Origin of the sequence: Rhizobium chutanense, assembly GCF_002531935.1 — a bacterium.
In the GTDB taxonomy this organism is placed as follows: domain Bacteria; phylum Pseudomonadota; class Alphaproteobacteria; order Rhizobiales; family Rhizobiaceae; genus Rhizobium; species Rhizobium chutanense.
In genome coordinates this window covers 45726-59692 of record NZ_NWSV01000011.1, presented here as the reverse complement: position 1 = coordinate 59692, position 13967 = coordinate 45726, and the positions used below count along the sequence as shown (strand labels likewise).

11 protein-coding genes are annotated in these 13967 nt (G+C 61.7%); 5 read left to right on the top strand and 6 right to left on the bottom strand.

The genetic code is table 11. From position 1 onward, the window contains the following. The first annotated feature begins 20 nt into the window (after positions 1 to 20). Positions 21 to 272, top strand: coding sequence for a hypothetical protein (locus CO666_RS18080; RefSeq protein WP_097613575.1), 252 nt, complete (start codon positions 21 to 23; stop codon positions 270 to 272). An 11-nt stretch (positions 273 to 283) separates the two neighbouring features. Here the strand turns inward: CO666_RS18080 and CO666_RS18075 are convergent, their stop codons facing one another. After that, positions 284 to 2788 (bottom strand): methyl-accepting chemotaxis protein, encoded by a 2505-nt coding sequence (locus CO666_RS18075; RefSeq protein ID WP_097613678.1) that lies wholly within the window; start codon positions 2786 to 2788, stop codon positions 284 to 286. 204 nt (positions 2789 to 2992) lie between these two features. After that, positions 2993 to 3721, bottom strand: a complete 729-nt coding sequence (locus tag CO666_RS18070; protein WP_097613573.1) for an endonuclease/exonuclease/phosphatase family protein — start codon at positions 3719 to 3721, stop codon at positions 2993 to 2995. 181 nt (positions 3722 to 3902) lie between these two features. Here CO666_RS18070 and CO666_RS18065 point away from each other — a divergent pair, with 181 nt between their 5' ends. Next, the gene (locus tag CO666_RS18065; protein WP_097613571.1) at positions 3903 to 4862 is read left to right on the top strand and encodes a lysylphosphatidylglycerol synthase domain-containing protein; all 960 of its coding nucleotides are present in this window, start codon (positions 3903 to 3905) and stop codon (positions 4860 to 4862) included. On the opposite strand, the gene CO666_RS18060 is transcribed toward CO666_RS18065, so the two are convergent. After that, the gene (locus tag CO666_RS18060; RefSeq protein WP_097613569.1) at positions 4809 to 6317 is read right to left on the bottom strand and encodes a phospholipase D-like domain-containing protein; all 1509 of its coding nucleotides are present in this window, start codon (positions 6315 to 6317) and stop codon (positions 4809 to 4811) included. The two genes, CO666_RS18065 and CO666_RS18060, sit on opposite strands and share 54 nt — an antisense overlap. Before the next feature lie 110 nt (positions 6318 to 6427). Between CO666_RS18060 and CO666_RS18055 the strand changes: the two genes are divergently transcribed. Next, a complete protein-coding gene (locus CO666_RS18055; RefSeq protein WP_097613567.1) occupies positions 6428 to 7675 on the top strand; it encodes a DUF763 domain-containing protein in 1248 nt (415 codons plus the stop codon). Between the two features lie 73 nt (positions 7676 to 7748). Here the strand turns inward: CO666_RS18055 and CO666_RS18050 are convergent, their stop codons facing one another. From CO666_RS18050 to CO666_RS18040, 3 genes are all read right to left on the bottom strand, one after another. Further along, entirely contained in the window at positions 7749 to 8741 is a 993-nt protein-coding gene (locus CO666_RS18050; protein ID WP_097613565.1) for an Lnb N-terminal periplasmic domain-containing protein, read from the bottom strand. Between the two features lie 311 nt (positions 8742 to 9052). Then, positions 9053 to 9970 (bottom strand): DMT family transporter, encoded by a 918-nt coding sequence (locus CO666_RS18045; RefSeq protein WP_097613563.1) that lies wholly within the window; start codon positions 9968 to 9970, stop codon positions 9053 to 9055. A gap of 162 nt (positions 9971 to 10132) precedes the next feature. Then, the gene (locus tag CO666_RS18040) at positions 10133 to 10783 is read right to left on the bottom strand and encodes a GntR family transcriptional regulator (RefSeq protein ID WP_097613561.1); all 651 of its coding nucleotides are present in this window, start codon (positions 10781 to 10783) and stop codon (positions 10133 to 10135) included. 172 nt (positions 10784 to 10955) lie between these two features. On the opposite strand from CO666_RS18040, the gene CO666_RS18035 reads away from it, so the two are divergent. Together CO666_RS18035 and CO666_RS18030 are read left to right on the top strand one after the other, a co-directional pair. After that, a complete protein-coding gene (locus CO666_RS18035) occupies positions 10956 to 12344 on the top strand; it encodes a malonyl-CoA decarboxylase (protein ID WP_097613559.1) in 1389 nt (462 codons plus the stop codon). Next, positions 12341 to 13855, top strand: coding sequence for a malonate--CoA ligase (locus CO666_RS18030; protein ID WP_097613556.1), 1515 nt, complete (start codon positions 12341 to 12343; stop codon positions 13853 to 13855). Before CO666_RS18035 ends, CO666_RS18030 begins: the two co-directional genes overlap by 4 nt. Positions 13856 to 13967 lie beyond the last annotated feature (112 nt).

The window sequence follows — 13967 nt, the reverse complement described above, 5'->3', positions numbered from 1 at the left end:
TTTTCAAAAGGGAGACGAACATGGCTGGACATGACGACCGCTACATCGAGATTACCACGCGTCTGCGCTCGGTACGGTCGTTCTGCGACTTTCTCTCGCAGGGCGCTACGGTCCGCGTCGCCTTGTCGGACGGCACGCCCTACAAGGACGTCACCGCCGTTCTCTTGGAACGAAACCGCAGGGAAGCGGAGGCGCTCGACCGCATGCGCAGGCGTCTCTATCCGGAGTTCGCCGACGAAGAGGTGATGCCGCCGCTCTACAGCCGTCACTGACGCGCATCGCGCTATGCCGCGGCTACGCGTTGTTTGTGCGTTTCATCCAGTTGAAACTGGTCGATGAGCTGCAGGAGCGTCCTCGTCTCGTCGGCAAGTTCCTTCGTCGCCGCACTGGTTTCCTCGACCATGGCAGCGTTCTGCTGCGTCATCTGGTCCATCCGGTTCACCGAGGAATTGACTTCGTGCAGGGCGTTGTACTGCTCCCTGCTCGAGCGGGCAATGACGTCCATCTGCTCGGAGGCGGTGACCACTTTTGCGGAAATGTTTCCGAGGACTTCACTCGTTTCGCGCACGACACGCGCGCCATTGGTAATCTCGGCCCGCGAGCGCCCGATCAGCTGCTTGATCCGCTGGCCGGCTTCGGCGGAGCGCTGGGCGAGATCGCGGACTTCCTGAGCCACGACCGCAAAACCTTTTCCAGCCTCGCCGGCGCGGGCCGCTTCGATGCCGGCGTTGAGCGCGAGCAGGTTCGTCTGGAATGCGATCTCGTCGATGACGCCGATGATCTGCACGATCTCTTCGGAAGCCGTTTCGATCTTGCCCATCGCGTCGATAGCGCTGGCAACTACCTCGGATGAGGAATCGGCCGTCTCTTTGGTGTCATTGATGATCTGGCGGGCATCGTCGGCGCAGAGCGCGGACGAACGAACCGTGGTGGTGATTTCCTCGATGGCCGCGGCGATCTCTTCCAGTGCGACGGCCTGCTGTTCGGTGCGTTTTGCCAGGTTGCCTGCGGCCAGATCCATCTGGCCGGCATTTCCTTCGATCATACGGGTATTGGTGCGGATCTGGTCGATCGTTTCCTGCAGGCGAAGCAGCGACGAATTGAAATCGTTGCGAAGCTGCTCCAGCCGCCCGAAGAAGGGCGTTGCGATGGTCTGCGAAATATCGCCCCGCGCCAGGCGCCCGAGACCTTCGGCCAGTGCCGTGACCGCAAAGTCGATCTGCTGCTCGACCGCGCGTTTTTCTTCGTCGTTGCGGTGCCTCTCCTCTTCGGCCCTTGTCCGTTCGATCTCGCTGCGTTCCTCGATCTCGACCTTGGCGATGGCATTGTTCTTGAAGACCCCGAGCGCACGGGCCATGTCGCCGATTTCATCGGCCCTGTTATCACCGACGATCGAGGTTTCGAGCTTGCCGTCGGCGAGCCGCCGCATGGCCGAGGTGATCTGGTTGATCGGGCCCTTGAGCGTGACGGTCAGCCCGATGCCGGCGAGGACTGCGATCACCACGCCGAGGATCGTCGTGCCGAGAGACATGGAATTGGCGTCGGTGCGCTCTTCGGCCGCGTTCTGCCGCTGCATTTCGGCGAAGGCCGTCAGCTGCGACCACATGCCGTCCACATCGGCGGCTGCGGCGCGGAATTCGTCCTGGCGCTGCGCGCTGACGCGGACGAGGTCGGCGGCGGCCTTCTGCATCTTGTCCAGCGCCGGCAGGAGCTTCGGCTTGAGGTTGTCGAATTGCGCAACGCCGCCGGCGTTGGAAATCAGCATGTCCAACCCTTTCCTGACAGCCGTGATTTCCTGAGAAAGCCGCTGGAGATTGGCATCGGTCGGGGCGAGCGTCAGTTTCGCCATGACGATCTGGATCACGTATGCCGAGGTCGTCAGTTTCTGGCCGTCTCTCTGGCTGGTCTTGGCGCGCTCGACCGATTTGGCGGTCTCGGCCGCGTTATCCGTTACCGCCTTCAGCCTCCGTGCGGCGACCGTCTGCAATTCGGGCAGCCTGACGACGATCTGACCCGTTGCATCCTTGATGCCGGCTGCGCGCTCCTCGGCCTGGCCGGTGGCTTCGATCAGCGGCCTCAAGGCAGCAATGGCATCATCGATCGCCTTTTTGGCCTCCGGCGCCTCGCCGCCAAGCCCCATTCCGACAACCCGCTGCTGCCGGCCAAGCTCCTCCATATCAGGACCGCCGATCGGGCCTGCGGCTTGAGCCTTGTCGTTCAATGATTGGGCGAAAGAGACGAAGTCCGATATGCGCTGGGCATCGCCCAGCGTATTGCGCGCTTCATCTTCTTTCATGTCAGCAGCCCGCTGGAGAACCTTGGAGCCTTCGACAATATCGGTCTGAGAGGAGACAACGACGCTCAGCGCCTTCTGGAGGTCGGCGAGGAGGGCGGTACGGCTCTCCTGAAGCTGCCACAGCGAGTCCATGCGTGCGGAAATTCCGTCGATGGAAGAGAGCGTCTGTTCCAGTTCCTGCTTGCCGCTGCGATCCGCGGCAAGCCGGTCGAGGCCGGATCTCAGAAGGCTGCGCTGATCGGCAAGCTTTGCGGTGACAAGGTCCCGGTTTTCCTGCGTGGCGTTGGCCAGGAATTCGGCCATTGCGGCGGATAGATTGCGAAAGCCGCTTAAGGACTGCAGGACGGAGTTGGAAATATCCATCCGCCCCTGAAGCAGGCTCGAAGCATAAAGGCCCATCGCGCCCACGGCCATGATGCTCAAGATGAACGGAACGATGAATACCATCACCTGCGTCTGGATGCGCACACGTGACAACAGCCTGCCCAACATCAACCCCTCCTCTTCCTCCAGGAGAACAATCGATTTCGCTCTGATCCGCTCGAACCGACTGCACTTCCCGCCCGGACGCATGTCGTCATGGCGGAATGAATATTCCATACCATGAAATTTGTGAAATATTCGTTTCAATGTCGTTGTGAGTGCTGGTGAATGTCGTTTTTCGGGCGGATCCCGGAGCCGGCACGACACCGGCGCTCAGGCGAAGCCGATTTCCGCGAGCAGAGGGAGGTGATCGGATGCCACTCTCGTCAGCCGGTTTTCCAGGACCGCCGATCTTTTCACGACGAGATCGTCGGTTACGAAGATATGGTCGAGGCGCATCAGCGGGTAACGCGCGGGAAAGGTCGCTCTCGGCGCGGTGCTGCCTGCGAGCTGGGCGTCCTTCAACGACCGCGCAGCCAGCCTGTACGTTGCCGATGACGGAATGGCATTCAAGTCGCCGCAGAGGATCGCGGGAAGGGATTCGTCCGCGCTCCCGCGCAGCCAACCCGCGTTCAACAGGGTCGTCATCTGCCGGATACGCTCGCGCCCGCGAAGGCCGAGATGGGTGTTGACGACGAGCAGCTTCCGGTCGTCGACCAGGATTTCGACGGAAAGCGCGCCGCGCTGTTCGCCGATGGACGGGAGCGGGCCGGCCTTCACCGCGCCTGTCGGCAGCGCGGTGATGATCGCATCGCCATACTGCTCTTCGGCGATAGACAATGCCGGGTGGAAATGTGCCTGCATCTTCAGAAGCGAGGCGATCGCATGCGCTTGGTCGACGCCGCCGGTCCTGCGCCTTGAGACGTCGACCTCCTGAAGTGCCACGATGTCTGCCTCCGCTTCGGCAATGACGGAAGCGATGCGACCGGGATCGAGCTTCCGGTCGCTGCCGATGCAGCTGTGCACATTATAGGTCAGGAGTTTGATCGATTTATCCGGCATAGATCTGCTGAAAGCTCGTTCGTCCCAACTCAGAACGCGTTTCCCGGGGAGAACAGCGAAGTGCTCCTGCGGGGGAACACAGAACTCGTTTGATCGTTCCGGATAATCGAGCCTGGCGCACCGTGCCTTCTTGCGGAAAGCACGATGCGTTGGGCGCTCGCACCCCGAAATGGAATGATCGATGAGCTTGAAAAGCATAATCTGGAATGGACTGCTCCTAGCCGCCCTTTGCCTTGCGATCTTTCTTCTCTACCGCATATTTCAGCAGTACAGCCTGGAGCAGATCGTCAAGTCGGTTGGGAGTATCCCTTTTTCGAATTTCTGCATGGCGCTTTTCTTTGCTGCGGCATCCTATCTCTGCCTCAGCTGCTTCGATCTCCTGGCGATCCGTTCACTCGGCAAGTCCCTGCCTTATCGGAAGATCGCGCTGGCCTCGTTCATCAGCCTTTCGCTCGGCCACAATATCGGCTTTGCCGGGCTGAGCAGCGGCGCCTTTCGCTATCGATATTATTCCCGCTGGGGCCTGACGACGGAGGACGTGGCGAAGATCATCCTGTTTTGCGGTGTCACGGTGGGGCTTGGGCTCATCACCCTCGGCAGCCTTGCCCTGATCGTCAATCCCGAGGATGCAGCGCGTCTGCTGCGCCTCGACGCGGTGAGTGCTCGCCTCTTGGGCGCGATGGCGCTGATCGTTCCGGCCACCTATGCCGGCCTGGCGTTTTTTATCCGCGGCAGGCTGCGCCTGTGGCGCTGGTCGTTCCAGCTGCCGCGATTTTCGATCGCCGTCGCGCAGATCGGGATCGGGACAATCAATTTCATGTTCGTTTCCGCCTGCCTGCACCAAATGCTCTCGGTCTTTGGCGACGTCGCCTTTTTCCGCTCGGTGACGGCTTATGTTCTCGCCAATTCGGCGATCCTTGCAACCCACGTGCCGGGCGGTCTCGGTGTGCTGGAAGCGACGGTCTCCTATGCCGTGCCGCAAGAGGCCTCGATCGGCGCGCTGATTGCGTTCCGTTGCACCTATTTCTTCATTCCGCTGGCGCTCGGCACAACGCTTCTTCTCATCACCGAGGTGGTGTTCCGGCGGTCAGGCGGGGCGGACGAAGAGGCGGACGAGCGCGCGGAGGCCCAGTCGGTGTAAGGGCATGAAAGGCCGGGCCGGGTCGAAGATCGCCGTGCCTGTAATCGGCGAGATGCTGCCGGACGGTTCGACCCTGAAATCCCGAAGGCCGCGAGGCCCGTCGTTCAGCGCGTCGACCGCCTGGATCATCGAGCCTCTCTCCGCGCAGACCGCGGCAAAAGTCTCGGGAGCCGTTCCGAGATATTCCGCCAGCAGGCGGTCGCGCAGGCTCGCAATTGCGCGACGCTGTTCGCCGTTTCCGGCCTCAAGGAGCAGATCGCATTCTGAATCAAGACCTTCCGACCGATTGTTGAGATTGGAAGAGCCGATGCGGACCAATTCGTCGTCGGCAATCAGCAGCTTGGAATGGATGAGCACCTCGACCTCGCTGGCCGCCGCCGGCACCGGCGGCCCGGGCACAACGGGATAGTAGACCCGCAAGCGGTTTGCGCGATCGGCGCGTTTGAGGCGGCGGATGACGCGGTCGCGGTTGCTGCCCATGACGAGCTTTTCGATCAGCCCGTGAGCGCTACGCGTGCAAATGACGACGACCTCTGGCCCGTCCTCCTCCTGCAGCCGTGCGGCAATGGCGTCGGCGACGCGGAAGGAGGCGAGGTATTGAGCTTCGATATAGAGCTGGCGCTGCGCCCGGGCGATGATATCGAGCGTCGATGTGATGCCGTCGCTGACGCCGGCGCGCGAAGTGGTCGAGGGTTCCGTAAGGACGAAGCGGACCGGGATTTCCCGCAGCGAGACGGCAAGATCGTCCGGCCAGGAGAAGGGCGCCCGCTCGGCAAGTGGCATATGGTTTTCGCCGGTGGCGTTTTCCCAGCGTCGCCTGGCGATATCGCCGATCAGCCGGGCGGCGTCGCCCGTAACCATCGCCTGAACATCGTGCAGCGGATCATAGGAAACGCCTTCAGGGTCGCGGCGCATCTTTTCCGTCGCGCGATGACGCCGGGTGTCCCATCGCCGCGATGTCAGGTCGATGCCGCCGATGAAGGAGACCGCATCGTCGATGCAGACGAGTTTCTGATGATGACAGCCGCGAAGGGCGCTCTGAAGTTCGAAGCGCAGGTCGATCCGCGCATTCCTGGGAAAATTCTTCTTGCGAAGCACCTGTAGGGATTTTCCCGAATAGATCGGCCCGAGCGCCCAGATGAGGATGCGTATTTCGAGCTCGGGATTTGCCTCGGCCAGGGAATGCAGAAGATCGGCCAATGTTTCGTCGGATTTTTCCGGTTCCAACAGGATGTCGGGATTGAAATCCCATCCGATGATCCAGACGGCGCGCCGCGCCTGCCGCAACGTTCGCGAAATTTCAGCAAAATATTGGTTGCCGTTGATCAGAAAGGCGGCTTTTTCTGCGCGTCCTTGGAGCCGCAATGCCGTATTTCCCTCTTTTTCGCTGCCCGGATGTTGCGCTTTTGTTCGGGTCAGGTACGCTTGTTCGGATGTGGTTTCGAATGCGCTCATGTTTGCCTCGGCCGTTTGACTGAAAGCAAACGCTTGAAGTTTCACACGGTTCCCGAGGGCAGGAGGCTGCGGTGCATCAGCGTTCGGGCGTAGAGGGTATAGGAAAAGAAATGTCACAACGAGTAGGCAGCGCCGATCTCCCGCTTCACGGGGGACGTGTGCCGCATTGGCTCGGCGACCGGATGACGCGGCTCGGCACGCTGATCACCGAGGCGATCATCCATCACTATGGCCGCGACGAATTCCTGCGCAGGCTCGCGCATCCCTTCTGGTTTCAGTCCTTCGGCGCCGTGATGGGCATGGACTGGCATTCCTCCGGCATTACGACGAGCGTTCTCGGCGCGCTGAAGCGCGGGCTGAAGCCGCGTGCCGGCGAACTCGGCCTGCATGTCTGCGGCGGACGTGGCGCGCAATCGCGCAAGACCCCGCAGGAACTCGTCTCGATCGGCGAGCGCGTCGGCCTCGACGGGGAGGGACTGGCCATGACGAGCCGTCTCATTGCCAAGGTCGACAGCGCCGCCCTCCAGGACGGCTTCGACCTTTATCTCCATGGCTTTATCATCGCCGATGACGGTCATTGGGTGGTTGTGCAGCAGGGCATGAACGGCGACAGGCGGCAGGCCCGGCGTTATCACTGGCTGTCGGAAGGACTCGAGAGTTTCGTCGACTCGCCGCATGCGGCGATCGAGGGACGGAGCCAGGGCGAGATCGTCAATCTCGCCGACAGGCGCGCCGAGCGCTCGCGGCGCGGTCAGCTCGACCTGCTGGCAACGCTCGGTCCCGACAGGATCGTCCGCGAGGCCGCCGCGCTGCTGCGCACCGAAGAGCCCGCACCCGAGCCCGCCGCACAGCCGATGCTGCCGCATCTCATCATGCCCGCCCACCACGACGTGCGCGAGAGCGATGTGCATATGCGCCGCCTTCATGGAAATCTGGCCGCCGCCGCCGATCGCGGGCCGGCGGACTTCCAGGAACTGCTGCTCGTTCCCGGCGTCGGCGCCCGCACGGTGAGGGCGCTGGCGATGGTGGCGGAAGTCGTGCACGGCGCGCCCTGTCGCTTTTCCGATCCGGCACGTTTTTCGATCGCCCATGGCGGTAAGGACCGCCATCCTTTCCCGGTGCCGCTCAAGGTCTATGACGAGACGATCGGCGTGATGAAATCGGCGGTGCAGAAAGGCAGGCTCGGGCGGGAGGAGGAGCTGCAGGCGCTCAGGCGCCTGGATGAACAATCCCGGCAGATGGAACGCTATGTCACCGGCCCCGACCTCAAGGAAATCATCGCCGGCGAATTCCGCCAATCCGCCGATTTCGGCGGCCGCAGCGTCTTCGGCTGGGAGCCGCCCGGGGGTGAGGATTAGTTAGGCCATGACGGCGAAAGTGTCAGCGATTTCGGGCGCCGTCGATTCCAACTTTCGTGGGCCAATGCGCCGTTCAATCGAGCGGTGACGGCACACCCTCACGGATCGCTTTCGAAAAATCCCCGGAGGCGTCGGCGCCTTTTGCCCGTGCGGCGATATGCGCCGCCGCTTTCAGCTCCTCAAACGGCAGCTTCATGTCGAGCGCTTTCCGGTCATAGGCGAATTCCGGAAGGTAACCGTTCACGATCAGCCGCCAATCGAACGGAAATGTAGCGCCGACGGCCCGCATCATTTTGGCGGCAGTCGTGGTGCAGTTGGTGGTGAGCGAGTTATAGAAGCGCGGGTGTTCGGCGAGCGTGTTGGCATCGCTCACATATTGCAGGAGCAGCCGTGCGGCATTGGCCGGCGGAACGCGCATGCGAAAGAGCTGGACGTCCTCGCCGCGTATGTCGGATCGGACACGAATGACGTCACTTTCGGCGGCCGCGATGATGACGAGGGGATTGCTTTTGAAGAGGTCGCCGATCGGAGAGAATTTACCTCCGGCCGTTCTCCGCACCTCGATCGACCATGCCAGGTATTGATCGTCATCGAACCCGAAACTCAGGATCATGTGCGCCATCTCAGGTCCTGCCCAATAGGACATGAACAAATCGAGGCTCCTGAGCTTGTTCAGGTCGTAGGTGCGCGTTTCCCATTTCTCCACAAAACCGCCCTCCGTTTTCCAGGCGAAATTTCTGACATTGGTCAACGTGAGCATGTTGCCGTCGACCGTGCCTGTCACCTGCCTGGCGACGTCTCCCGCCCAGTCGGCCGTCACCGGGGGCTTGATCGAGTTCCACCACACGGTGATGCCTGCAAAACACAGGACGAAAGGAAGGATAACAACGAGGCGCGGCTTCCAGGTGATGGAAATTACCGCGACAACACCGACCAGCGCGAGGACGCCTGCCGCGACCTCTCGGACCGGCAGGGAAACCGGCAGACGGTAGAATAGCGCGAGAGAGGCCCATATGGTCGCCAGCAGAAACGCTAAACCGAAGACAGCCTTTGCAGCCCGAAACATTATCCGAACGGTGAGGGGCGCTTGCCGCTGCCCGCGGCCCGCAGATCTTGCCGCACTTTGGCTGTTGTTGAAACTCATGACGCCTTCCTATCCTTGTTGAAGGTCAATCGATGATTTCGATGCTCGGGATGGTCCGGCTCCCGTGGCGGGCGGGATGGCGAATAATCTGTCTTGAACTGAGGGCGCTTGTCCAGTCCGCATCGGACAAAACAAAAGGTCTTACGAGCGGACGACAGTCGAATATATTCGGAGCGGTGCCAGCAAGAGATGATCGGCAAGACGCATTCCGGAATGCCGATCCGGCTCGTCTCTCAATGCCCGTCCGGCGGGACGGCTTCCGCCGGCACCGTCTCCTTCAGGTTCTTCCGGTGGAAGATGAACAGGCCGGCAAAGACGATGATTGCGGCGCCGACGACGATCTGCATGTCGGGAATATCGTTGAAGAAGACATAGCCGAGCACGATCGCCCAGAGCAGCAGCGTATATTGCAGCGGCGCGAGCAGCGATGCCGGGGCAAGCTTCAGCGAGCGCGTGATGAGCAAATGCGCGCAGGTGGCGACGATCCCGAGCAGCAGCATGCCGGACCAATCGATCAGCGTTGCCGACTGCCAGTGGCCAATGCTGAGCACGATGCCGGTGGCAAGGGCGGCAACCGTCTGCCATGTCACCAGCGTCGTGTCGCTGGTCGAGCGCAGATAGCGGCTCATGACAAGCGACAGCGCGAAGGCCAAGCTGCCTGCAAGGCCGAAGAGTGACGGAAGCGACAGCATCGCGGTGGAGGGGCGCAGCGCGATGACGACGCCTGTGAAACCGACCAGAACGGCGAGCCACCGGCGCCAGCCGATCTTTTCTCCGAGAAAGAAATGCGAGAGCGCCGCAATATAGATGGGCCCGGCCATATAGAAGGTCATGACGTCTGCGAGGGGCAGATAGGCGACGGCGGCGTAGAACAGGGCGACATCGCCGGTGGCCATCAGAACACGTATGAATTGGAGGCCCTTTTGCTCGACGCGGAACAGGGCCATCGGCCCTTGCCGTGCGATCATCGGTCCGAGTACGATGAAGGAGCCGACCGAGCGGATCACCAGCACCTGGCCGACGGCGAAGCTTGCGACCAGCCACTTGCCCATCGCATCGTTCAGTGCGAAGAGCAGATCGCCGAGCAACATCAGCAGGATACCCGTCATGATCAGGTTTCCGGCATTGGCTGCAGCCGCCTTGGTCTTCATCTCTGTTATCCTCGCGAAGCGACCACGCATGTGCGGGCGAGTGCGGCTTCGGCCTTAACGCTTCCAATGTCAATGGTCAGTGAAAGGCACTTGCCCTTAAATTGGGCAGAGACTGATCGTCAGCACCTGCTGCCGAATGCGCGGTGGTGTCGCTAACGAAGTTCATCTGGCCGACATGCTCGCGACCAGATCGCTGAACCTCTCGCCCTGAATGCCGACATGCGTCCGCAGCAGGCGGCGGGCTTCGTCTCCGTCTCCGGCAAAGATTGCATCGACGATGGCGCAATGTTCCGAGAAGGAGGTCGACAGGCGGTTGCGCACGCGCAGCTGGAGGCGGCGATAGGGGCGCAGGCGACGGTGCAATTGCACGCATTGCTCCTCGAGGAATTCGCTGCGGCCGGCTGCGTAGATGGCCTTATGGAATTCCTCATTGTCGTAATAATAGGCATCGCTGTCGCCGGCGCCGGCCGATTGCTCGCAGCGGCTGTGGGTGGCCGTGATCGCTTCCCGGGAGGTCTTGTCCAGCCGTCGGGCAGCGAGCGACCCGGCCAGGCCCTCCAGCTCGGCCATCACCTCGAACATCTCGTAGACGCGGTGCGGCCCGGGATCGATGACGACAGCGCCTCTGCGCGGCCGGATTTCGATGAGGCCGATCGCATCGAGTTGCATCAGCGCCTCGCGCACCGGTGTGCGGGAAACCCCGAACCGCGTCGCAAGCACCGTTTCGTCGAGCCGCTCACCGGGGGCGAACTCGTTGGAAAGAATTGAGTTTTCAATTTCATCCCGAAGCCATCGGCCTGCATTTTCGGACATTCGTCTCACTCCATCATACATAAACACAATTCTTGTATACACGATTGTTGATATCGTGTACGAAGAATGGCATTCTACATACTACCGGCGAAACCCGACGATGGGAAGCAGCCGTTAAAACGGTCCGTGCACCCGGCCGGCTGAAGAGACCAGCGGAAGAGAGGAGAATGTCATGTCTGAGGCTTCCTTCTTCACCGACATGCTGCAGAGCATCACCGATCGCGGGCGCCAGCTGCTGTTTTCCGGTGTGCGCGCGACGCAGGCCGCAGCCAAGGCCGATCTCCAGACGCTTTGTGAAATGCTGCTGTCGAGCCGCGGCGAAGCCTCGGGCATGGCGCTTGCGGCCGAGATTCTCGATCGCTGGGAGGCGCTCGACGGCGAGGGCGTGCAGGCATTCCTCAATATGCTGCATGAAAAATTCGGGCCCGACACGGCCAGGCTCGACCAGGCGATCGAAAACTACCGCACCGATAAGAGCTCGGCCGCCGTCATTGCTCTCCACCAGGCAGCCGAGCCGCGGCGACAGGAGCTTCTGCGCCGATTGAACCACGCGCCGAACGGCACCGCCAAGCTCGTCCGGATGCGCCAGCAACTGCTTGCTTCCAAAGACCAATCCGAAGGTTATCACGCGCTTGACGCCGACTTTACCCACCTGTTCGGCTCCTGGTTCAATCGCGGTTTCCTGACGCTGCGCCCGATCGACTGGACGACGCCGGCTTACATCCTTGAAAAGATCATCAAATACGAGGCCGTGCATGAGATCGCCGGCTGGGAGGAGCTGCGACGTCGTTTGGCGCCCGCCGACCGCCGATGCTTTGCCTTCTTCCACCCCCGCCTGGCCGACGAGCCGCTGGTATTCGTGGAGGTGGCGCTGACACGATCGGTGCCGAGCGCGATCGCAGATGTGCTCGACGAGGGCAGGGAGCCGATCAATGCCGACGAGGCGACGACGGCGGTCTTCTATTCGATCTCCAACTGCCAGGATGGCCTGCGCGGTATCTCGTTCGGCAACTTCCTGATCAAGCAGGTGGTGGAGGATCTGCGCAGAGACCTGCCCGGCCTGAAGAATTTCGTCACGCTGTCGCCGGTGCCGGGCTTTGCCCGCTGGCTTGCCAAGGCGCGCGCGGAAACGCCGACGGCGCTGGACGATCCGAACTGGCCCGACGACGAGAAGACCGTGGCCGAAGTGGAGCGCGTGCTGCTGCCGCTTGCGGCGCGTTATTTCCTGACCGAACGGACGCCGGAGGGCCGCCCCGTCGATCCCGTCTCCCGCTTCCATCTCGGCAACGGCGCTCGGCTTGAAAGACTGAATTTTCTCGGCGACCGCTCGGCCAAGGCGATGCAGCAGGCCCACGGCCTGATGGTCAACTACCTCTACAAGCTCGACGACATCGTGGCCAACCACGAGGCCTTGGCGCAGCGCGGCGAAGTGATTGCCTCGCCTGCCGTCAAGAGCTTGCTCAGCCAGAACGACGAAAGCCGCCGTGGCGGCAATGGCCAGCAAGGCTCCCGGCCATTCGCACAGATCATGAATTCAACGCTTGGAGGAGGGCTCAAGTGAGCAACCATCTTTTCGACGCCATGCGGGCGGCCGCGCCCGGTGACGCACCGTTCATCCGGATCGATAGCGCCCGCACATGGACCTATGACGACGCCTTCGCTCTTTCCGGCCGCCTTGCTGGCGCGATGGACACGCTCGGCATTCGCCCCGGCGACCGGGTGGCGGTGCAAGTCGAGAAAAGCGCCGAGGCGTTGATCCTCTATCTCGCCTGTCTGCGAACCGGCGCCGTCTACCTGCCGCTCAACACCGCCTATACGCTGGCCGAGCTCGATTATTTTATCGGCGATGCGGAGCCGCGTCTGGTGGTTGTGGCGCCGGCTGGCCGGGAAGGCGTGGAGACGATCGCCAAACCCCACGGCGCGATCGTCGAAACACTCGACGCCGATGGCAGCGGCTCGCTGCTGGATCTCGCCCGCGATGAACCGGCCGACTTTGTCGACGCCTCGCGCGCCGCCGACGATCTGGCTGCGATCCTCTACACCTCGGGAACGACGGGACGTTCCAAGGGGGCGATGCTTACCCATGGAAACCTGCTCTCGAACGCCCTGACCTTGCGGGATTATTGGCGCGTCACATCGGACGACCGGCTGATCCATGCCTTGCCGATCTTCCATACCCATGGGCTGTTCGTCGCCACGAATGTCACGTTGCTCGCCGGCGCCTCGATGTTCCTGCTGTCGAAATTCGACGCCGACGAGGTCGTTTCGTTGATGCCTGAGGCAACCATGCTGATGGGTGTACCGACCTTCTATGTGCGTCTCCTGCAAAGTCCGCGCCTCGACAGAGAGGTCGTCGCCAACATCCGCCTGTTCATCTCCGGTTCGGCGCCGCTGCTTGCCGAAACCCATACCGAGTTCCAGGCCCGCACCGGTCACGCCATTCTCGAGCGCTACGGCATGACGGAAACCAATATGAACACGTCGAACCCTTACGAGGGAAAACGGATTGCCGGAACGGTTGGTTTCCCGCTGCCTGGTGTGACGGTGCGCGTCACCGATCCCGCCACCGGGCTGGTGCTGCCGCCTGAAGAAACCGGCATGATCGAGATCAAGGGGCCGAACGTCTTCAAAGGCTATTGGCGCATGCCGGAAAAGACGGCGGCGGAATTCACGGCGGACGGTTTCTTCATCAGCGGCGATCTCGGCAAGATCGACCGGGACGGCTATGTCAACATCGTCGGCCGCGGCAAGGATCTGGTGATTTCGGGCGGATACAACATCTATCCGAAAGAGGTCGAGGGCGAGATCGACCAGATCGACGGTGTGGTCGAGAGTGCTGTGATCGGCGTGCCGCATCCCGATTTCGGAGAAGGCGTCACGGCCGTCGTCGTATGCAAGCCCGGCGCCATCCTGGATGAAAAGACCATCGTCAGCGCTCTCCGGGACCGTCTCGCCCGCTACAAACAACCCAAGCGCATCATCTTCGCCGAGGACCTGCCGCGCAACACGATGGGCAAGGTGCAGAAAAATATCCTGCGGCAGCAATACGCCGATCTTTACACCAGGAGCTAGAGCATGATGCCGAAAAGTGTGAGCGGTTTTCGGGCGACATCATGCTCTAACTATTTAATTTAGAACAGGATTCAGATTTTGGGCCGACCCGGCCTAAAATCATCCTGTTCTA

What these genes read in the sequence shown, in the direction of transcription:
- CO666_RS18045 (WP_097613563.1), bottom strand. Translation starts at nt 9,970, where the DNA reads ATGAAGACCAAGGCGGCTGCAGCCAATGCCGGAAACCTGATCATGACG.
- CO666_RS18075 (WP_097613678.1), bottom strand. Translation starts at nt 2,788, where the DNA reads ATGTTGGGCAGGCTGTTGTCACGTGTGCGCATCCAGACGCAGGTGATG.
- CO666_RS18050 (WP_097613565.1), bottom strand. Translation starts at nt 8,741, where the DNA reads ATGTTTCGGGCTGCAAAGGCTGTCTTCGGTTTAGCGTTTCTGCTGGCG.
- CO666_RS18055 (WP_097613567.1), top strand. Translation starts at nt 6,428, where the DNA reads ATGTCACAACGAGTAGGCAGCGCCGATCTCCCGCTTCACGGGGGACGT.
- CO666_RS18040 (WP_097613561.1), bottom strand. Translation starts at nt 10,783, where the DNA reads ATGTCCGAAAATGCAGGCCGATGGCTTCGGGATGAAATTGAAAACTCA.
- CO666_RS18070 (WP_097613573.1), bottom strand. Translation starts at nt 3,721, where the DNA reads ATGCCGGATAAATCGATCAAACTCCTGACCTATAATGTGCACAGCTGC.
- CO666_RS18060 (WP_097613569.1), bottom strand. Translation starts at nt 6,317, where the DNA reads ATGAGCGCATTCGAAACCACATCCGAACAAGCGTACCTGACCCGAACA.
- CO666_RS18065 (WP_097613571.1), top strand. Translation starts at nt 3,903, where the DNA reads ATGAGCTTGAAAAGCATAATCTGGAATGGACTGCTCCTAGCCGCCCTT.
- CO666_RS18080 (WP_097613575.1), top strand. Translation starts at nt 21, where the DNA reads ATGGCTGGACATGACGACCGCTACATCGAGATTACCACGCGTCTGCGC.
- CO666_RS18035 (WP_097613559.1), top strand. Translation starts at nt 10,956, where the DNA reads ATGTCTGAGGCTTCCTTCTTCACCGACATGCTGCAGAGCATCACCGAT.